This window comes from Nocardia sp. NPDC050793 (assembly GCF_040654065.1).
GTDB lineage: Bacteria > Actinomycetota > Actinomycetes > Mycobacteriales > Mycobacteriaceae > Nocardia.
In genome coordinates, this window is record NZ_JBFAHG010000003.1 from 319,885 (window position 1) to 339,791 (window position 19,907).

Sequence of the window (19,907 nt, forward strand, 5' to 3'; positions counted from 1 at the left end):
CCGGCTGCTAACCTCGCGCTGGGCGACGCTGTGCACGGCCCAGAAACCCGCTTCCGGCCACACGTCTCAGCCGGTCGAGGGCGGCTCCGCCGTGCCCGTCAGTCAGGACAAGATCTTCGGCCGCAACGGCGACGACCTGTCTCTGGCGCTGCCCGGCGGCGCGTCGGCGCGCCCGGTCCCGGCGCGGCCGTGGTATCGAGGACGGATGACACCGACGCGCTCCTCCTACGACGTCGTTGTGGTCGGCGGCGGCCACAACGGCTTGGTTGCCGCCGCGTACCTGGCACGGGCCGGGCGCTCGGTGTTGTTGCTCGAACGGCAGGCGCACACGGGTGGCGCTGCCGTGTCGGAACGCCTGTTCCCCGGTGTCGACGCGCGAGTGTCCCGGTACTCCTACCTGGTGAGTCTGCTGCCCCCGAGCATCGTGCGTGATCTAGGTCTGCGATTCGAGACCCGCCGCAGGCGGATCTCCTCCTACACCCCGGTCGGCGACGGCGGGTTGCTCATCGACACCGGATCCGAGGCGCGCACCAGGGCGAGCTTCGAACGGCTGACCGGCTCGGAGCGGGACTTCGAGGCGTGGCAGCGGTTCTATGCGCGCACCGGCGCGATGGCGCAGCGCGTATTCCCCACCCTCACCGAACCGCTGCCGACGCGGACGGAAATGCGCCGGATCGTCGCGGACGACGAGCTGTGGGACGCCGTGTTCGAGCGGCCGCTGGGGGAGACGATCGAGGAGACCTTCGCCGACGACACCGTCCGCGGCGTGGTGTTCACCGACGCGCTGATCGGCACCTTCACCCACGCGCACGATCCCACGCTGCGGCAGAACCGCTGCTTCCTCTACCACGTGATCGGCGGCGGCACCGGCGACTGGGACGTGCCGGTGGGCGGCATGGGCGCGCTCACCGACGCGCTGGCGGACGCGGCCCGCGCGGCGGGGGCGGAGCTGATCACCGGATGCGCGGTGACCGATATCGCCAGTGACGGCATCGCGGCGCAGGTGCGCTACGAGGGCGGCACGGTCGGCGCGCGGCACGTGCTGGTCAACGCCGCGCCGCACGAGCTGGCGCGGCTGCTCGGCGCACCGGACGAGCCGAAACCCGAAGGCTCCCAATTGAAGGTGAACATGGTGCTGCGGCGCTTGCCACGCCTGCGCGACAAGGTGACCGATCCCGCCGAGGCGTTCGCCGGGACCTTCCACATCGCCGAATCGTATGCCGGGCTGGAGCGGTCCTATCGGGAAGCGGAAGCCGGAAAGATCCCCGCGGCACCCCCGTCCGAAATCTATTGCCACACCTTGACCGATCCCTCGATCCTGTCCGCCGATGCCGCGGCCCGCGGCATGCACACCCTCACCCTCTTCGGTTTGCACACCCCCGCACGGCTTTTCCGCGACGATCCCGACGCGGCCCGCACTGCGGCAATGAAAGGCGTTCTCGCGCAACTGGACCGGGTGCTGGCCGAGCCGATCACCGAATGCCTCGCCGAGGACGCCGACGGCGCGCCCTGCCTGGAGGTGAAATCCCCGCTCGATCTGGAGCGCGAGGTGGGGCTGCCGGGAGGCCATATCTTCCACCGCGATCTCGCGTTTCCCTACCGCGAGGACGACAGCGCGGTCGATCCGGCCGCGCGCTGGGGCGTCGCGACCGGTGTGCGCAATGTCTTCCTCTGCGGTTCGGGCGCGGTGCGCGGCGGCGGAGTCAGCGGCATCCCCGGCCACAATGCCGCGCGGGCCGTGCTGGAGTCGTGAACCGGACGCCGGACATCGTCGAGCGACCCGCGCCGATCCGCCCGCGATCCCCACCCCGTGGGGGACATCAGCGAACTATCGGATACCGCTACGGGATCGGCTGTACAGTCACCGCGACTTGCCGAATTTCGTCCAGGAGCCACCATGGCAGACAAGCGCCCCATCCGTACCGATATCCCGCATTCGGCGCGAATCTGGAACTACTGGCTTGGCGGTCGCGACTACTACGAGGCCGATCGGATGGCGGGCGAGGCAGCTGTCGCAGCGTTTCCCGAGATCAAGGCGATGGCGATGCAGTCGCGGCAGTTCCTGATCAGGTCGGTGCGGTATCTGGCCGCCGACGCGGGCATCCGCCAGTTCCTCGACATCGGCACCGGGCTGCCGACCATGCAGAACACTCACGAGGTGGCACAGTCGGCCGCCCCCGACGCCAAGATCGTCTACGTGGACAACGATCCGCTCGTCCTCGCGCACGCCAGGGCACTGCTGGTCAACACCACCGACGAGGGCGTGACCACCTATCTGGAGGCGGATTTCCATCGGCCCGAGGTTATTCTCGCCGACTCCCGTCACGTGCTGAACTTCAGCAAGCCGATCGCGATCATGTTCATCGGTGTGCTCGGGCACGCGCGCAGCTACGAGGAAGTGCGGCGCGTGGTGGACACCATGATGGACGGTGTGCCCTCGGGCAGCTACCTCGTCCTGTACGACGGCGCCACCGACGACAAGGCGTATGTGCGGATGTGCGAGAACTACGCCAAAACCGGTGGGGATCCCTACAACCCGCGCAGCTCGGCCGAGATCGCAGGCATCTTCGAGGGACTGGAGATCGTCGAACCCGGTGTGGTGCCGATCAACCACTGGCGCACCGACCAGGCGGCCCACGGCGTGCGCGGCGTCTCGGCGTGGGGCGGCGTCGGCCGCAAACCCTGATCGCGGAGATTCTCACGAAATCTCCACCGCGCCACCCCGATATCGGCGCACCGCGCTCCTAGGGTGGTTCACATGGTGATCGAGCAGCGCGAGTCGAACGAATTTCTCCGTTGGACACGGGAATTCGAGGCGAAGGCGCGGGCGAGGGTGGCGGCGGGCGACCCGGATTGGAGCCGCGGCGCCCGGCTGCATCCGGCCGTCGCGCGCAGTGTGCAGCGGTTCCAGGTCGGCGAGAGCGGAGACGGCGCCGACCTCATCGCCAAAGCCGAACGGGCCGGGGACCCGGTGTACACGGCGGCGGTCCGGTTGTTCGTCGACGAGGAACGCAATCACGCCCGCCTGCTCGCACGGCTGTTGCGCGCGGCAGGGGAGCCGACCATCGCGCACCACTGGACCGACGCCGTGTTCGTCCGTTTGCGCCGAGCGCTGGGGTTGCGCCTGGAGCTGATGGTGCTGATGGTCGCCGAGATCATTGCCCTCCAGTACTATCGGGCGCTGCGCGACGGCTCGGGGGACGCGCTCACCACCGCGGTCGCCGCGCTGATCCTCGATGACGAACGTAGGCACGTCCCCTTCCACACCCAGCGGCTCCGCGCAGCCTTCGCGGGCGTCCGCCTGCCCATCCGCCTTGCCGCCCGGGCTTTCTGGTGGATCCTGCTGATCGGCGCGACCCTCGTCGTCGCGCACGACCACGGCCACGCGCTGCGCCAACTCGGCTGCTCCCGAACCGAATTCGTCCGCGCGACGATCGGTCTCTTCGCGACGGTAGCGCCGACCGCGATACACGGTCGGCAGTGATCAAGAACTCTCGGATTCGTCCGTGGGTCTTTCGACGATCGCGTGCGCGGGATTCACCCGAGCCGCTTCGTGGGCACGGGCCGACTGGAGGGTGATACTCGTGTGCACGGTTCGCGCCGACTCGAGATCCGTTACCTTCATGTGCACCAACCTGTTCACGTCCATTTCCACGGTCACCTCGATATCGGCGGCGCCACGCGGCTGGGGCGTCAGCCCGCCCAGCTCCAGCACCCCGACCTTCCGATTCCGTGACGCGAGCCGGCTCTCGCCTTCGAACAGCTGCACTTGGATGTGCCGTTGATCATCGACGACGGTCGTGAAGTTCATGGATCTCTTGGTGGGCGCCGTGGTGTTGCGCTCGATGATCGGCACGATCCGTCCGTTGACATCCGCGACGCCGAGGGTGGCCGCGCTGACGTCGAGCAACAGCGTGTCCTTGAAATGTCCGCGCAATATGCCTGCCTGGATCGTCGCGCCCAGCACGACGCCGTCGGGAATCACTTCTCTGCGCGGCGGCCGACCGGTGATCTCCTCGACCAGCCCGACGATCGCGGGCATCCGGGTCGCGCCGCCGACGAGCGCGATCTGTTGAAGCTGCGCCGTAGTGAGGTACGCGTCGGTCACGGCACGTTGGATCAGCGTTCGGCAACGGTCGATCAGGTCCCGCGTCAGCTCTTCGAATTCCGCTCTGGTGATGTGGAGTTCCATATCCAGCGGTCCATCCGGGCCCACGCAGATCGTGGGCAAGACGATCTCCGTGGACATCCGGGAGGACAGCTCGATCTTGGCTCGCTCGGCCGCTTCCCGAAGCCGTGCCATCGCCGTCTGGTCCGTCGACAGGTCGATCCCGTGTTGCCCGCGAAAACGTGCCACGGCATGATCGACGAGCCGATCGTCCCAGTCCACGCCGCCGAGCCGGTTGTCGCCGCCGCTGGCGCGCACCTCGACCACGCCTTCGCCGATCTCGAGGACGGAAACATCCAGCGTCCCCCCGCCCAGGTCGAAGACCATGAGCGTTTGATCGGTTTCCGTGTTCGCGCCGTAGGCCAAAGCCGCCGCGGTCGGTTCGTTCAGCAGACGCATCACGTTCAGTCCGGCGAGGGCGGCGGCCTCGACGGTGGCCTCCCGTTGGATCAGATCGAAATGCGCCGGAATCGTGATGACGACGTCTCGTACCGTCGAGCCGAGGAATCGCTCGGCGGCCGAACGCAATTCGGCCAGTATCGTCGCGGCGACGCCGACGGGGGTGTAGGTGCGGCCGAACGCGCGGAAGCGCTTCTCGGTGCCGAGCGCCAGCTTGACGCGGGAGAACGTGTTCGCCGGATTGATCGTCGCCCGCCGCCTCGCCTCTTCACCGACGATCCAGTTCCCGTTCTCGGTCACGGCGGCCACGCTCGGCATCGTCCGGTCACCGATTGCGCTGAGCACGACCCGGACGTCGTCGTCGACGAACACCGCGATGGCGGAGTTGGTCGTGCCGAAGTCGATGCCCACCGCATGCCTGGTCCGCAGACGGTCAACGCTCGGCTGTCGCGACAAGTTCCGTTCGTCTTCGACGGGCAGCTCGCCGAGTCCCCGCGAAAACCACAGCTGCTTGGCGAGTTTCGCCACCGCCGGATCGGGATCGGATACCAGCGCCGTCAAATCCGCCCGCGCTGCGTCCCGAACCTCGGGCCGCCAGCTCCCCAGCAGATTCTCCAGTTCGTGCAGCGCGCCGATCCGCTGCCACGGCAGCTTGCTGCGCAGCGCTTCCCGGATATCGCCCGGCACGTGCTGCGGCCGGGCGGCGACATTGCGGGCGAGGTACAGCGCGCCCTGCACGCTCGCGACGCTGCGCGTCGGGGTCTGGTTCGGGGCGCGACGGCGCACCGTCTCGTGCACGTAGCCGTACAGGTCGTCGATGCTGATCCAGCCGTCGCCGTCGAGATCCGCGGCGCCGGACCGCAATCCGAGCACGACCGCGCTGGTGAACACCGACGGTTCCGCCGCGGCGCGGCTCATCGCCTCGGATTCGTGGCTGAACTGCAGCGCGGTCGACGCGGTGATCACCACCCGGCCGCGGCCGGAGAACGGCTCGCGCACATCGACCGATTCGGCGGCCGACCGCGTGCGCAAGCCGCGGGAGAACGCGCCGCTGTAGCAGCAGTCGAGCATCAATACGGTCTTGTTGGAGCGACTGCCCTCGATCTGGTCGCTGATGAAGGTCGAGTCGATGCCGGTCGAGGCGACGTATGCCTTCTCGGTATCGGTGCCGACCAGATAGAGGCGATTGTGCAGGTCCTTCTGGCCGTGGCACGAGATGTGCAGCAGCAGAAGGTCGTCGCCGGTCGCGCCGCGAAAGAAGGTCTCGATCGCCTTCCGGCACTGCGCGGCTGTCCCGTCGCGCAGCACCTGCACCTCGAATCCGGCGATATCGGGGTCGGCGAGGACCGCTTGGAGTTCCGCCGCGTCGCGCGCCGCCCCGGGCAGTTCGGGGTAGGCCGGATCGTCGTAGTGCTGGTTGGCGATGATCAGACTACGGTTGACCATCGCCCGCCGCTCGCCGCCCCGCGAGGAACCGCTCGATGAGCGCGCGCTCCTCATCCGTTGCGACACTGCTGATTTCGAGTTCGTCATCGCCGAGTCTGATGCGGATCGAGCCGCGTTGGCGGCGCACCAGCCAGCTCTTGGCGACCTCGGTCGCCATCTGCAATACGGCGGGCGAGGACACGATGGCCACGATGGAGGCCACTGTCGTCACGTCGCCCGCGCGGGTGCCGGCCGGGGCGGTGCCGATCACCGGGCGATCGAGATCCTCCAGGCCGAGTTCGTGTAGTTCGGCGAGCAGCAGGCCGCTGTCGTGGCTGAGCAGTTCCGGGTCGGCGCCGTCTTCGACGAGACAGAATTCGACCTGTTCGCGCATCGAGATCCCCCGGGTATGTCGTTGCTGATTCGGATCCTCAATATAGTCGTTTTGCGGGAGCGGGCCGGACGATTCGGTGCGGTGCGGTCGCGCCGGACGCAGGTGGCGACGAGTTCGGACGTGGCGATGCCGAGTCCGGCGCAGAATGGAACCATGCCGGATATCGCGTCGCAGTCGGCCGTGATCATCGATGGGCCGCTGAGCAGGGCACAGGTCGTCGCGGTCGCGCGCGACGGCGTTCCGGTTCGGTTGAGCGCCGCCGCCGAGCAGCGGCTGATCGCCGCCCGAGCGCACGTCGACGCCTTGGCCGAGGCGCCGACGCCGACCTACGGCGTCTCCACCGGATTCGGCGCGCTGGCGATTCGCCACATCCCGCAGCAGCGCCGCGCCGCGCTGCAACGATCGCTGATCCGCTCGCACGCCGCGGGCGCGGGCCCCGCCGTGGAGCGGGAGGTCGTGCGCGCGCAGATGGTGCTGCGACTGCGCACCCTCGCCTCGGGATACACCGGGGCCCAGCCGGCGACCGCGCACGCGCTGGCCGCCGTGCTCAACGCGGGTATCACCCCCGAGGTGCCCGAGTTCGGCTCGCTCGGCTGCTCCGGCGACCTCGCGCCGCTGGCCGCGGTCGCGCTCGCGCTGATGGGCGAAGGCGTCGTGACCGATGCCGAGGGACGCGTGACCGAAGCCCGAGAAGCCCTGCGCGCCAGCGGAATCACGCCCGTCGTGCTGGCGGAGAAGGAGGGGCTCGCCCTCACCAACGGCACCGAGGGCATGCTCGGCATGCTGGTGCTCGCCCTGGCCGACCTGCACCGGCTGCTCGACGTCGCCGACGTCACCGCCGCCATGAGCGTCGAAGCGCTGCTCGGCACCGACCGCGTCTTCGCCGCCGACCTGCAAGCCCTGCGGCCGCACCCGGGCCAGGCACTCGCCGCGGCGCGGATGCGGTCCGCGCTCGCCGGTTCTCAGATCGTGGCCAGCCACCGGGACTGTCATCGGGTGCAGGACGCCTATTCGCTGCGATGCGCGCCGCAGGTGCACGGCGCGGCCCGCGACACCATCGCCCACGCGGAGATGGTGGCCGACCGGGAGCTGGCCGCCGCCATCGACAACCCGGTGGTGCTCGCCGACGGACGCCTGGAATCCAACGGCAACTTCCACGGCGCGCCACTGGCCTACGTGCTCGACTTCCTGGCCATCCCGGTCGCCGACGTCGCGAGCATGGCCGAACGCCGCACCGACCGCATGCTTGATGTCGCTCGCTCCCATGGACTTCCGGCATTTCTCGCCGCCGACCCCGGCGTCGATTCCGGGCACATGATCGCCCAGTACACCCAGGCCGCGCTGGTCGGCGAACTGAAGCGGATCGCGGTGCCCGCCTCGGTGGATTCCATTCCGAGCAGCGCCATGCAGGAGGACCACGTGTCCATGGGCTGGTCGGCCGCACGCAAACTTCGTGTGGCGGTCGACGGGCTCACCACCGTGCTCGCGGTGGAGTACCTCACCGCCGCCCGCGCGCTCGAGTTGCGAGCCCCGCTGCGCCCGGCGCCCGCCACCGCCGCGGCGGTCACGCTGTTGCGCACCAGGGTCGAGGGGCCGGGACCGGATCGGCATCTGGCCCCCGAGATCGCGGCCGCCACGGACCTCATCCGCGACGGCGCGCTGCTACGCGCGGTCGCCCCGCACCTGGACTCGGATCCGGCACCCGGCGAACGGAGGCAGTCATGACCACGGAGCATCCGACAGTGCGTGCGGCGCGCGGCACCCATCTGACGGCCCGCACCTGGCAGACCGAGGCCGCGCTGCGCATGCTGCACAACAACCTCGACCCCGAGGTCGCCGAACGCCCGCACGACCTGGTGGTCTACGGCGGCACCGGCAAGGCCGCCAGGGATTGGGCCAGTTTCGACGCGATCAGCCGCACGCTGACCACGCTCGCGCCGGACGAGACGCTGCTGGTGCAGTCCGGTAAACCGGTCGGTGTGCTGCGGACGCACGAGTGGGCGCCACGGGTGCTGATCGCGAACTCGAACCTGGTGGGGGACTGGGCGACGTGGCCCGAGTTCCGCAGGCTGGAGGCGCTCGGACTGACCATGTACGGGCAGATGACCGCAGGCTCGTGGATCTACATCGGCACCCAGGGCATCCTCCAGGGCACCTACGAGACCTTCGCCGCGATCGCGGACAAACGATTCGGCGGCACCCTCGCAGGCACGCTGACGCTCAGCGCGGGTCTCGGCGGGATGGGCGGCGCGCAACCGCTGGCGGTCACCATGAACGGCGGCGCGGCGCTGATCGTCGAATGCGATCCCGCGCGGGCGCGGCGGCGGCTGCGCGACCGCTACCTGGACGAGATCGCCGACGACGTCGACGACGCGATCCGCCGGGTCACCGCGGCGCGCGCGGAGCGAAAGGCGTTGTCGGTCGGCTTGATCGGCAACGCGGCGGAGCTGCTGCCGCGTCTGGCCGCGGCGGATCTGCCCGCCGACATCGTCACCGACCAGACCTCGGCCCACGATCCGCTGTCCTACCTGCCCCGCGGTGTCGACCTGGCCGACTGGCCCGGCTACGCGGCCCGCAAGCCCGACGAATTCACCGAGCGCGCCAGGGAATCCATGGCCGAACACGTCGACGGCATGCTGCGTTTCCTCGACCGCGGCGCGGAGGTCTTCGACTACGGCAACTCGCTGCGCGGTGAGGCCCGCCTCGGTGGATGCGAAAGGGCCTTCGACTATCCGGGTTTCGTGCCCGCCTACATCCGGCCGCTGTTCTGCGCGGGCAAGGGGCCGTTCCGCTGGGCGGCACTGTCCGGTGATCCCGCCGATATCGCCGCGACCGATCGCGCGATCCTGGACCTGTTCCCGCACAACGAATCCCTGCGCCGGTGGATCGCGCTGGCCGGGCAGCGCGTGGCGTTCCAAGGGCTGCCCGCGCGGATCTGCTGGCTCGGCTACGGCGAGCGGCACCTGGCCGGGTTGCGGTTCAACGAGATGGTCGCGGGCGGCGAGCTGCGGGCGCCGGTCGTGATCGGCCGCGACCACCTCGATTCGGGCAGCGTCGCCTCGCCCTATCGCGAAACCGAGGCGATGGCAGACGGTTCCGACGCCATCGCGGACTGGCCGCTGCTGAACGCCCTGGTGAACACCGCGTCCGGGGCCAGCTGGGTGTCCATCCACCACGGCGGCGGCGTCGGCATCGGGCGGTCGATACACGCCGGGCAAGTGTGCGTGGCCGACGGCACCGAGCTGGCGGGGCAGAAGCTCGAACGCGTGCTCACCAACGATCCGGCGATGGGCGTGCTGCGGCACGCGGACGCGGGATACGAACGGGCCGGGTCCGTCGCGGAGGCGCAGGGCCTGCCGATTCCGTTGCGGGACAACGGCTGAGCGTTCTGGTTCAGCGCGCGGGGAAGCGGAGGATGCGATCGTCGCCGGGGCGCACGTCACCGCGGCCGTCGGTGTTCGAGGTGGTGACCCACAGCGCTCCGTCCGGCGCCACCGCCACGGTGCGCAGGCGGCCGTACCGCTCCTCGAACATCGCTCGCGGTGTGCCCGCCGATCCGTTCACCAGCGGTACGGTCCACAGCCTTTCGCCACGCAGCGCCGCGGCGTAGAGGGTGTCGCCCGCGATGGCGATGCCCGACGGCGACGCCTCGGCCGTGGTCCAGGTGACGACGGGATCGACGTAACCGCGGCCCGCGCCGCCACCGCCCTCCACCGCGGGCCACCCGTAGTTGCGGTTCGGTTCCACGAGATTGATCTCGTCGAGGCGATTCTGGCCGAATTCGGCGGCGAACAACCGTCCCGCCCGATCCCAGGCGAGACCCTGCACGTTCCGGTGGCCGAGGCTGTAGACCGGCGAGTCCGGAGTCGGATTGCCCGGCGCGGGCCTGCCTTCCGGTGTCAGACGCAAGATCTTGCCGTTCGGCGAGGCCGGGTCCTGAGCCAGCGCGCTGCGTGCCGCGTCGCCGGTGCAGACATAGAGCATGCCGTCGGGCCCGAACGCGATCCTCCCGCCATTGTGGTTGCCCGCCTTGGCGATTCCCTCGAAGACGACCTCCGGCGGTCCGTCGAGCCGGAATCGCACGATCCGGTTGTCCGCGCTCGCGGTGAAATAGGCGTACACGTAACCGTTTTCGGCGAACTCCGGCGACACCGCGAGACCGAGCAGCCCGCCTTCGCCGCCCGCGACGACCCCGGGTACGTCGTACACCGCTTCCGGCGGTCGTCCGGGCGCCACTCGCAGGATCTTCCCGGTGTCGCGCTCGGCGACCAGCGCCGTGCCGTCGGGCAGGAAAGCCAGACCCCACGGCACATCGATTCCCTGTGCCACTTCCTCGGGAGCCGCGAGATCCGGCACGCCCGAGGGGCTGCTCGCGACGGTGCTCGTCACGACCGGCGTCGTCGTCTCCTCGGTCTCGGTGCGCTCCGCGCCACAGGCGGCGACCATGAAGAGAGCGAACAGGGCGGCACCGGCCGCTGCCCTACCCTTCACCCGCACAGATCCCATGCTCGTGCTCCCTGTTCGCTCGACCGGCACTGTCCTCGAGTTCGGCGACCGAATCGAGCCCGCACCCCGCTCGTGAGCAGGTCCAGGGCCCAGATCCCGCCGTACTGAAACCCACCCCTTCTCGATCATGCCCTGTGCTCGTGCCGGGAGAAACCCCAACCCGACCCAGCGATATCAGCGCCGTCGTAGATTCCACTACGGAGGTCCGAGACGCGGGGTAAAATTCCCAGCAGGCCGAGATCGGTACAGCGTTTCGAACGTGAAGGCGCACAACGGTACTTGATCCGGACCGTTGGGCCGATTGCCCGGGGATCTTCGTACCCAGATTGTGCGGACACTACGACCAGGGGCGCAGCATGATCATCGAGCGATCTCCCGCGGCAGTCGACGTAGTGAGTACGGTCATACCCATCGAATAGTCATCGCAGCATCGCCGCACCCCGGGAAACGTGATCGCCGAGCGGGCAGCGCAGTGATGTCCGCAGCCAGCCCGCGCAGATTCTGGTCTGGACATCGAATCATTCTCTGCGGCAGGAAGATTCGCTTTCCCGTGGTCCGGCCCTCTTTCCGTGCCCGGTGACCGACGGCGCGCGACAAACCCCTCGGACGAGACTGGATCGAAAGGAACGGACATGTCACAGACCCCCCAGGACCGACTGCGGTTGCTTTCTTCCGATCAGGAAACCGACGTCGACGCGGTCGTGCGCGACCTGCTCACCGGAAACGCCGCGGGCGTCCCGGCCGACCTCGTCGACGACATCGACGCGGTCCGAACTCAGTGCCGCCTCGGCGCCGAGCGGATACCCGGCGACGGAGGCGTGCTGCTCGACGCCTTCGCCGCTTGGCCGCTCACCGGCGGTCCGCACCCGCTGATCATCCTGCCCGCCGGACTCGACCCCACCGGCTGGAAGATGTACGGCGGCGCCATCATCAGGCTGCTGATGCGCCGCTATGCCGTCGTCGCCTACACCGAACGGGGTCTGCCGGGTTCCGAAGGCGAGCTGACGGTGGCCGGGCCCGAGGACATCCGGGACGGGCGCAAGGTCATCGACTGGGCGCTCGACAACAGTGACCTCGACGCCGATCCGGACCGGATCGGCATGGTCGGCATCTCCTACGGTTCCGGCATCAGCCAGCTGGTCGCCAACGAGGACCCGCGGGTCAAAGCGGTCGTCGCGCTGAGCACGTGGGCGGACCTGGGCGAAGCGCTCTACGACAACACGACGCGGCACATCATGGCCGCGCGAGCTCTCGCCGCGATCAGCGACCGGCCAAGCGCCGACCTGCTGAAGGTCCTCGACGACTTCGAGAACAACACCAATATCCCGGCGGTGCTCGACTGGGCCGAACCGCGCTCGCCCGCGCACTTGAACCCGGACGAACAGCGGCCCGTGCCAACCTTTTTCACCAGCTACTGGCACGAAACCATCTTTCCGCAGAACCAGCTGCTCGACTACTTCGATCGCTACCCCGGCCCCAAGCGCCTCGACCTCGCCGTGGGCGATCACGGCGCCGTCGAGATTCCCGGACTCACCTTGGGCGTGTACACCCGGACCACGGAAGCCGCCTACGACTGGCTGGACCACCACTTGCGTGGCCTGGACAACGGCATCGAGCGCGACGGCATCGTGCACACCGAGACCATGCACACCTTCGTCATGGAAGCCTCCGCGGACCTGAAATCGTGGTCGAACTCGATGTTGCGCTACTACCTCGACGCTCCCAGCGGCGGGTCCACCGACGGCGTGTTGACCACGCGGCCGACGCCGTCCAACAGCCAGAGCATTCAAGCGGGCACCGAACAGGTCCAGGCGGCGAGCACGTTGGTGTTCGACGGTTTCCTCGAACGACTCCTCATGCCCAAGCGCCAGCTGCTCGACGACGTCGACCGTAGCGCCGCCGCGGTCTGGACCACCGAGCCGTTCTCGGAGCCCCGGCGCATAGCGGGCGCTCCCGAAGTGCAGGTCACCGTCACCCCGTCCGGCAAGACCGTCACGATCATCGCCTACCTGTTCGACCACAATCCCTTCACCGGCCAGATGCGGATCATCACCCATGCCGCCGTCACTGTGCAGAACCGCGAGGTCGGTCACCCGACCCCGGTGAACGTCCGATTGCAGGCGACCGACTACCGGATCCCAGCCCGTCACAAGCTGACGATGATCATCGACACCAAGGATCATCTGTACGGCGACGAAACCATCGACGGATCCACCGTCACGCTCTCCGCCGAACACGGTCCGGCCTACGTGGACGTGCCCATATCGTCCTGACCGTCGATTCCGGACGCCCCTTCGAGGCGTCGCTACGGCCTGTGTGCACCACACCGCGCGGTGTGGTGCACACAGCTTCGCCGTTCTACCTCCGCGATATGTGAATCTCGATCGGCGGAACCGTTCACAGGCCGCCGAGGGCGGCGAGCACTTCGAAGGCGGCGTCGGCGCTGCGCCAGAGGAGGTCCATTTCGGCGCGGACGGCCGGGGCCAGCGCGGGGTCTCGCAGGGCGAGGCCGTTGCCGAAGATCACGACGTTGGCGCCCGCGTCGGCCACACGGAGCAGGGGGCCGGTCGCGACGCCCGCGCCGAGGACGGCGTCGAGGCCCTCACCGAGGAAATAGAAGCGCCAGAGCGGGCCGAGGTCGCCGCCGTAGACCGCCTTGGTGACCTCGACGATGCGGAAGCCCTCGATAGCGATGGCGTCGACGATCCGGAAGTAGTCGGGTCCGTTCGCGGGGGTGCCGCGCAGCGCCGCCACCGAGAGCGAGAGGTCGATGCTGAGGTGTGCGTTGTAGCCCGCCATCGCGACCAGGGCGGGGGAGAGCAGGCACTGTTTCGTCAGGGCGAAGTAGTGCGCCCAGTGGGGTTCCGTTGCGCCGCCGCTGAATTCGGCGTGCAGGTTGCGCAGGAAGCGGGACAGCAGTTCGAGGCTGATGCGGTGCGACCAGTCCGGATCATCGAAGGCGGCCTCGGCGCGCTGCAGTGGCATCACCGCCGCCTGTTCGATGGCATCGAGCCCGATCGCGAACACGCCACGCCGGTCCCGGTGCTCGGCGAGGATCTCGACGATACGACCGTGGTTGGCGACCGCCTGCTCCAGCTGTTCCATGACCGTGCCGGTCAGCGTGGTCGTATCGGAAAGCTCCACGACGGTGTCCACCTCGGCGGCGGACAGCGGTGTGCCGCAGGCGCTATCGAGGCCGGCGGCGTGTGCCTGCGGTGCGTCGACACCCACCAGCGCCGCGGCGACCAGCAGTGCCAGCGAGACCGCCAGAGCGAGTGTGGTGCGGGCGGTGCCGTTCACGCGTGCGAGACGCGTGCCTGCCGAATTCATCGCTGCTCCGTTTTCCGAGGGCGGGGGCCTGTGTTTTCCGAGGAGTCGCCTGAGGGCGGGGCCAGTCGACCGAACGAGTATCACACGGGTAGTGGCGAATTCCGGTTGTCCGCACTATCGGTGCCGGTGATCCTATGGCGCCGAGATGTTCTGCCGCGACTCCATCGACGTCCGCCGGCGTTGCCAGGGGGACCTCTCGACATCTGGATGAGTCGTCCTGGCACCGGTGTGTTCGGGTGCTTTCGCATCCTGTCTGGCTCATCGCCCATCACGGTTGTGCCCGTTGCTCTCGTCACACCGATCGCGAGGCGACTGCCGACACCGTCCTGCACGAGGTTCACCCGTGCACCCGCTGCCGCGCCGAGAAACCGCACTTGGAGTCTGAATACTCCTGTCCACCAGCATTTCTGGCGTCCATCGCTATCATCGGCCGGTGACCGATGAGAACAAGGCAGTCGTCCAGGACATGTGGCGCGCGTTCGCCGAGCAGGACTTCGACTGTTTCGCCGACTTCTTCACCGACGACGCGGAGTGGCTCGCCCCCGCGGCCAACGCCACCGCCATTACGCTCGAGGTCTCGAGTCACATGACCGGCCGCACCGCAATCGCCGACTATTTCGCCGACGACTTCCCTCGCCTGTTCGTGGAGGATGTCGCAATTACCCACCACGGGGTCTACGCCGAGGGCGACCGAGTCATCGTGGAGCACACCATGAGCGCCACCCTCGCCAATGGCGACCCCTACGTCAACGACTACTGCTTCGTCTTCGAACTCCGCGACGGCCGCATCCACCGCGTCCGCGAATACCTGGACACCTCTCGCGGCTACGAAATGATCTACCGCGAAGTCGCGGAGGGCGAGATACCTGAATCAGCTCCAATGTCTGTCGTTGAGGACATCCACCTCGAATGCGCCTGCGAGGCCGGTGGGCCGGGCGCGTACTGTGCCCCGGCCCGCACGGACAACTAGCTCGAGTTCTACCTCTGAACTGGCGTTTTGCGACCCCGGGTGATCACGGGTGAAGCCCTTGGTCGATCATGTCTTCTTGCGACAGAACGACTTTCGATAACCAAGGGCTTCCGTTTGTGCCCGACGAGCTGGTGGCCGAACTCGACAATCCTCACCGCCCCGACCGGATCACCGAACTCACCAGGCAGGCGCGAGCCCGCAAGCGCACTCGTCCGTTATCGGGCCAGCTCGATCAGGTCCGCATGCGCCGGACGTCCGGTCACCCGTTGCAGTAGCGGGGAAACGACCAGCGGTGTAACGATTTCCACCACCATCATGGCGATGTAGAACCAGTGCGGCCAGCCGACGTAGGCGACCGTCATCAGTCGCACCAGACCGCCGACGAAGAACACCGCCATCAACAGATGGATCAGTCCGGCGTTCCGGTCCAAATCCCGTGCGGCCCATACGCATAGGGCACCGTAGGCGAAGAACAGCACCATCACCATGCGTAGATCGGAGTCCAGCGTCGCGTTCGGCGTATTGCCGCCGATGTAGGTGCTCGGCCCGATGAAGATGTGCGCCAGCGCGATAAGAGCGCAGCTCACACCGAAGATTATGAGAAACCATCGCAATCCAGCTCGCACTGCTTCGCCTCCCGGCCGATGAGCACTGGTAGACACGTGTCAACTAACTACCGGGAGCGTAACCCGCCTAGTAAACACGCGTCAACTACCCTGGGGCGATGCCTCCGCGCCGCCGCCTCACCCCGGACCAGCGTCGCGCCGAAATACTGGACGTCGGCGCGCAGCTGTTCGCCGAACTGCCCTACGACCGGGTGCAGATGGATCAGATCGCGGATCGGGCGGGCATTTCCCGCGCACTGCTCTACCGTCACTTTCCGAAGAAGAGCGCCTTGTTCGCCGCGATCTATCAGCGAGCCGCGGAATCGCTGCAATCCGAGGTCCGGTTCGAACCCGATGTACCGCTCGCCGAGCAGATCGGGGCCGGGCTGGACGCACACCTGGAGTACTTCGCCGCCAACCGCAACACGGTGCTCGCCGCCAATCGCGCATTGTCCGGCGATCCGGTCGTGCAAGCCATCGTCTACGGTGAACACGCCGCGATGCGCGAGGTCATCCTCGGCGCCAGCGGCCTCACCGGCACGGTTCGCGAGACCATGTCCGCAATCCTGACGTCCTGGTTGATGTTCGTGCACACGCTGTGTCTGGATTGGCTGGAAAACGACAGTCTCACGCGCGACCAAGTCCGTTCGACCTGCCTCGGAGCCCTGACCGGAGCGCTGGCGGCACTTGATGATTCGCCGCAGCCGCCGAACTGACATCGCCCCGGTCATACCGGCGCGCACCTACCTTGCCGTCACCGACGGGATCTGCCAAAAGCGATGGCGGGGTAGACGGCTCAGCCGCGATGCAGAGTGCCCGCGATGGTGCCGCCGAAGACGCCCGGCGTGCTGTAGGACAGCGAGCCGTCCGGCTGGAGCCGCACCGTGGAGGTGGAACCGCCGTCGGTGCAGTCGGCGGGACTGTCGGCGGTGAGCCGCGCGACGAAGGTGAGCTGGTTCTCGGTGGCCGCGGTGAGTCGTTCGTTTCGCGCGCAGCGCTGCTGGGACAGCTTGCCGGTGTTGGCCGAGGTGGCCACCTCCTGACCGACTTCGCCTTCCCGGACGCTCAATTCGATGTCGAAGGTGACCAAGCCGTCCGCGGCGGTGCCGCGCCAGGCGCCGACGAAGGCCCTCGGCACGCTCGTCACGGCCGCGCCGGTCGCGGTACTCGAAGCGCCGGTGATCGGAGCGGCCGACGCGGAGGCCCCGCTTCCCCCGTTGTCGCCGCCGGACCCGCGCAGCTGGGCGCCGATGACGAACGCGCCGATCGCGACCACCACGCAGGCGACCAGCAGTCCGGCCAGCAGCGGGCCGCGGCGAACATGAGCCTGCTGGCTTCCGGTGGTCGCACCCGCGGGCTGGGCGGCACTCTGCGCTGCGAAAGGCCCTTGTCGCGCGGGTTGCCACTGCGAATAGCTCCGCTGACCGGTCGGATCCGGCGGCGCCGCATCGGCGATGCGCGGCCGACCGAGATCCTGCCCGCCGGGCGCGGAGGCGCCGGGGGATACGCTCAGCTCGGCGGGCACGTCCACCGGCCCGGAATCCAGGTCGAGCAACCGCACCGCGCGCACGCTCATTTCCTCCAGGACCGGCGGCGGCAGCCACCCCGCGTGCTCGGGCACCCCGAGCGCGGCCAGGTCGTCGAGCAGCCGGTGTGGTGTCGGCCGAGTGGCGGGATCCTTGGCGAGGCAGGACGCGACCAAAGGCCGCAGCCGATCCGGCACGGCGTCCAGGTGCGGGTCCTCGTACACGATGCGCCACAGCATCTGCATCGTCTCGCCCGCACCGAACGGGCCGTGCCCCGCGGCCGCGAACGCCAGCACGCCGCCGAGGGCGAACACATCGCTCGCCGGACCGACCGGCTCGCCGGTCACCTGCTCCGGACACATGAAACCCGGTGAGCCGATGACCTTTCCGGTGGTGGTCAGCGCGGTGTCCTCGACGGCGCGCGCGATGCCGAAGTCGATCACCTTGGGCCCGTCCACGGCGAGCAGCACATTGGACGGCTTCAGATCGCGATGCACCACCCCGGCCTCGTGCACCGCCACCAGCGCCTCGGCCAGGTCTCGGGCCAGCACCAGAAGCGTGTTCTCCGAGAAGGTGCCGAACCGCTCCACCGCCTCGGACAGCGCGAACCCCGCCACATACCCGGTTGCCAGCCAGGGCGGGTCGGCGTCCACGTCGGCGTCGAGCACGGGGGCGGTGAAGCGTCCGCCGACCTGCTGCGCCGCCGCCACCTCGCGCCGGAACCGGGTCCGGAATTCGTTGCCGCCCACCAGATCCGGACGGATCACCTTCACCGCCACGGTGCGACCGCCCGCGTTGCGCCCGAGATAGACCCGTCCCATTCCGCCCGCTCCGAGGACGCCGAGAAGCCGGTAGTCGCCGATCCGTCGCGGATCGTTCGTGCCGAGCGGTTGCATCGCGCAGTCGGTTCCCTTCGAACGGTCGAACATCGAAAGGCTACCGACCCGAACCCGGCAGCACCGAGCGGCGCGACGACCCCGGTTCGAGGGGCAGCCGCGCCGCGCGGCGTCAGAGCTGGGACTTGACCTTGTCCGCGATCAGCTCCAGGTGCGCGAGGTCGTCGAGGTCGAGGATCTGCAGGTAGATGCGGCTCGCGCCGATCTCGGCGAAGCGGCCGATCTTGTCGACCACTTCGTCCGGCGAGCCGGCCAGCCCGTTCGTCTTCAGCTCGTCCACCTCGCGGCCGATGGCGGCGGCGCGGCGGGCGATCTCGGCGTCGCTGCTGCCGACGCAGGCCACCAGGGCGTTGGAGTACACCAGGTCGTCGGCGCGGCGTCCGTACGACTCGGCCGCGGCGCGGACCCGCTCGAACTGGCGGGCGCTGTCGTCCAGCGAGGCGAAGGGCATGTTGAACTCGCTCGCGTACTGCGCGGCCAGCCGCGGCGTGCGGGTGGCGCCGTGGCCGCCGATCAGCACCGGCACCGGGTCCTGCACCGGCTTGGGCAGCGCGGGGGAGTCGGTGAGCTGGTAGTGCTTGCCGTCGAAGCTGAAGGTGTCGCCGTGCTTGGTCGCCCATAGCCCGGTGACGATCGCGAGCTGTTCCTCGAAGCGCGCGAACTTGTCCGAGGGGAACGGGATGCCGTACGCGGCGTGCTCCTCGGCGAACCAGCCGGTGCCGAGGCCGAACTCGACGCGGCCGCCGGACATCCGATCGACCTGCGCGACCTGGATCGCCAGCGGGCCGGGCAGCCGGAAGGTGGCGGCGGTGACCAGCGTGCCCAACCGGATGCGGCGGGTCTCCCTGGCCAGGCCGGCGAGGGTGATCCAGGCGTCGGTGGGGCCGGGCAGACCGTCGGAGCCGCCCATGGCGAGGTAGTGATCGGAGCGGAAGAACGCGTCGAACTCCAAGTCCTCGGCAGCTTTCGCGACGGTCAGCAGGGTCTCGTAGTCCGCGCCTTGCTGCGGCTCGGTGAAGATGCGCAGTTTCATGAAGTCCATCGTGCCCGAGGGATCTGGGTGATTCGCGCCGCGCACCCCGGAGAGTGGCCGATGCCACTAGGGTCGGCTGCGAACGCACCGGCGCACGCCCGTCTTCGAGGAGGACCACCGTGACCGAAGTCCCCGTTGCGCGCGTCGTCGTCATGGGCGTCTCCGGGGCGGGCAAGTCGACCATCGGCGGCAGGCTCGCGCACACCTTGGGTGTCCCGTTCGCCGAGGGCGACGACTTCCACCCACCGGCCAACGTGGCCAAGATGCGAGCGGGCGAACCGCTCACCGATGCCGACCGCGTCCCTTGGCTGGACAGCATCGCCGCCTGGCTGGCCGAACGAACGGCCGGGGGCGTCGTCAGCTGTTCGGCACTGAAGCGCGACTATCGGGATCGGCTACGGGCGGCAACGCCCGACATCCTGTTCGTGCACCTGACGGCCTCCCGCGAAGAGCTTGCCCGCCGGATGTCCACGCGCCGTGACCATTTCATGCCGGCGAGCCTGCTCGACTCCCAGCTGGAAACACTGGAACCGCTGGGAGCAGACGAACGCGGCATCGCCGTCGACGCCACCCGAGCGCCCGCGGACCTGGTCCGCGAGACGATCGCGGTCCTGCACAGCGCCCGCCCATCCTGAATCCGGGAATGTGGCTCGCG

General features: G+C 68.7%; 16 protein-coding genes. 9 read left to right on the plus strand and 7 right to left on the minus strand.

Features of this window, described 5'->3' with window-relative positions; translation table 11 throughout:
- Positions 1–205: 205 nt before the first annotated feature.
- From AB0H50_RS12100 to AB0H50_RS12110, 3 genes are all read left to right on the plus strand, one after another.
- Positions 206–1,753 carry an NAD(P)/FAD-dependent oxidoreductase gene (locus tag AB0H50_RS12100; RefSeq protein WP_357451532.1) on the plus strand — a complete coding sequence of 516 codons (1,548 nt, stop codon included), beginning with the start codon at positions 206–208 and terminating at the stop codon, positions 1,751–1,753.
- A 144-nt stretch (positions 1,754–1,897) separates the two neighbouring features.
- Positions 1,898–2,686: an SAM-dependent methyltransferase gene (locus AB0H50_RS12105; RefSeq protein WP_357450257.1), complete on the plus strand. Its 789-nt coding sequence runs from the start codon at positions 1,898–1,900 to the stop codon at positions 2,684–2,686.
- Between the two features lie 72 nt (positions 2,687–2,758).
- Complete coding sequence (locus AB0H50_RS12110; RefSeq protein ID WP_357450260.1) at positions 2,759–3,484, plus strand: ferritin-like domain-containing protein; 726 nt, start codon at positions 2,759–2,761, stop codon at positions 3,482–3,484.
- Here AB0H50_RS12110 and AB0H50_RS12115 read toward each other — a convergent pair whose 3' ends face one another.
- Entirely contained in the window at positions 3,485–6,013 is a 2,529-nt protein-coding gene (locus tag AB0H50_RS12115; protein WP_357450263.1) for an Hsp70 family protein, read from the minus strand.
- A complete protein-coding gene (locus tag AB0H50_RS12120; protein ID WP_357450266.1) occupies positions 6,000–6,386 on the minus strand; it encodes a hypothetical protein in 387 nt (128 codons plus the stop codon). The genes AB0H50_RS12115 and AB0H50_RS12120 overlap by 14 nt, the downstream gene beginning before the upstream one ends.
- A 153-nt stretch (positions 6,387–6,539) precedes the next feature.
- Between AB0H50_RS12120 and hutH the strand changes: the two genes are divergently transcribed.
- A complete protein-coding gene (gene hutH, locus AB0H50_RS12125; protein ID WP_357450268.1) occupies positions 6,540–8,111 on the plus strand; it encodes a histidine ammonia-lyase in 1,572 nt (523 codons plus the stop codon).
- On the plus strand, positions 8,108–9,769 hold the full coding sequence (gene hutU / locus AB0H50_RS12130) for a urocanate hydratase (protein WP_357450271.1): 1,662 nt from the start codon (positions 8,108–8,110) through the stop codon (positions 9,767–9,769). The genes hutH and hutU overlap by 4 nt, the downstream gene beginning before the upstream one ends.
- Positions 9,770–9,779: 10 nt before the next feature.
- Here hutU and AB0H50_RS12135 read toward each other — a convergent pair whose 3' ends face one another.
- Complete coding sequence (locus tag AB0H50_RS12135) at positions 9,780–10,892, minus strand: PQQ-dependent sugar dehydrogenase (RefSeq protein ID WP_357450274.1); 1,113 nt, start codon at positions 10,890–10,892, stop codon at positions 9,780–9,782.
- 632 nt (positions 10,893–11,524) lie between these two features.
- On the opposite strand from AB0H50_RS12135, the gene AB0H50_RS12140 reads away from it, so the two are divergent.
- A complete protein-coding gene (locus tag AB0H50_RS12140; RefSeq protein WP_357450277.1) occupies positions 11,525–13,165 on the plus strand; it encodes a CocE/NonD family hydrolase in 1,641 nt (546 codons plus the stop codon).
- Positions 13,166–13,289: 124 nt separating this feature from the next.
- Here the strand turns inward: AB0H50_RS12140 and AB0H50_RS12145 are convergent, their stop codons facing one another.
- Positions 13,290–14,222, minus strand: coding sequence for a DUF5995 family protein (locus tag AB0H50_RS12145; protein ID WP_357450280.1), 933 nt, complete (start codon positions 14,220–14,222; stop codon positions 13,290–13,292).
- Between the two features lie 433 nt (positions 14,223–14,655).
- Here AB0H50_RS12145 and AB0H50_RS12150 point away from each other — a divergent pair, with 433 nt between their 5' ends.
- Entirely contained in the window at positions 14,656–15,192 is a 537-nt protein-coding gene (locus AB0H50_RS12150) for a nuclear transport factor 2 family protein (protein WP_357450282.1), read from the plus strand.
- Between the two features lie 215 nt (positions 15,193–15,407).
- Here the strand turns inward: AB0H50_RS12150 and AB0H50_RS12155 are convergent, their stop codons facing one another.
- Positions 15,408–15,854: a DUF4345 domain-containing protein gene (locus tag AB0H50_RS12155; protein WP_357450285.1), complete on the minus strand. Its 447-nt coding sequence runs from the start codon at positions 15,852–15,854 to the stop codon at positions 15,408–15,410.
- Positions 15,855–15,916: 62 nt separating this feature from the next.
- On the opposite strand from AB0H50_RS12155, the gene AB0H50_RS12160 reads away from it, so the two are divergent.
- On the plus strand, positions 15,917–16,513 hold the full coding sequence (locus tag AB0H50_RS12160; protein ID WP_357450288.1) for a TetR/AcrR family transcriptional regulator: 597 nt from the start codon (positions 15,917–15,919) through the stop codon (positions 16,511–16,513).
- A gap of 80 nt (positions 16,514–16,593) precedes the next feature.
- Here the strand turns inward: AB0H50_RS12160 and AB0H50_RS12165 are convergent, their stop codons facing one another.
- Together AB0H50_RS12165 and AB0H50_RS12170 are read right to left on the minus strand one after the other, a co-directional pair.
- Positions 16,594–18,252 carry a serine/threonine-protein kinase gene (locus tag AB0H50_RS12165; protein ID WP_357450291.1) on the minus strand — a complete coding sequence of 553 codons (1,659 nt, stop codon included), beginning with the start codon at positions 18,250–18,252 and terminating at the stop codon, positions 16,594–16,596.
- A 79-nt stretch (positions 18,253–18,331) separates the two neighbouring features.
- Positions 18,332–19,252, minus strand: coding sequence for an LLM class F420-dependent oxidoreductase (locus AB0H50_RS12170; protein WP_357450293.1), 921 nt, complete (start codon positions 19,250–19,252; stop codon positions 18,332–18,334).
- Positions 19,253–19,404: 152 nt separating this feature from the next.
- Between AB0H50_RS12170 and AB0H50_RS12175 the strand changes: the two genes are divergently transcribed.
- Positions 19,405–19,887, plus strand: coding sequence for a gluconokinase (locus tag AB0H50_RS12175; RefSeq protein ID WP_357451535.1), 483 nt, complete (start codon positions 19,405–19,407; stop codon positions 19,885–19,887).
- The last annotated feature ends 20 nt before the right edge of the window (positions 19,888–19,907 follow it).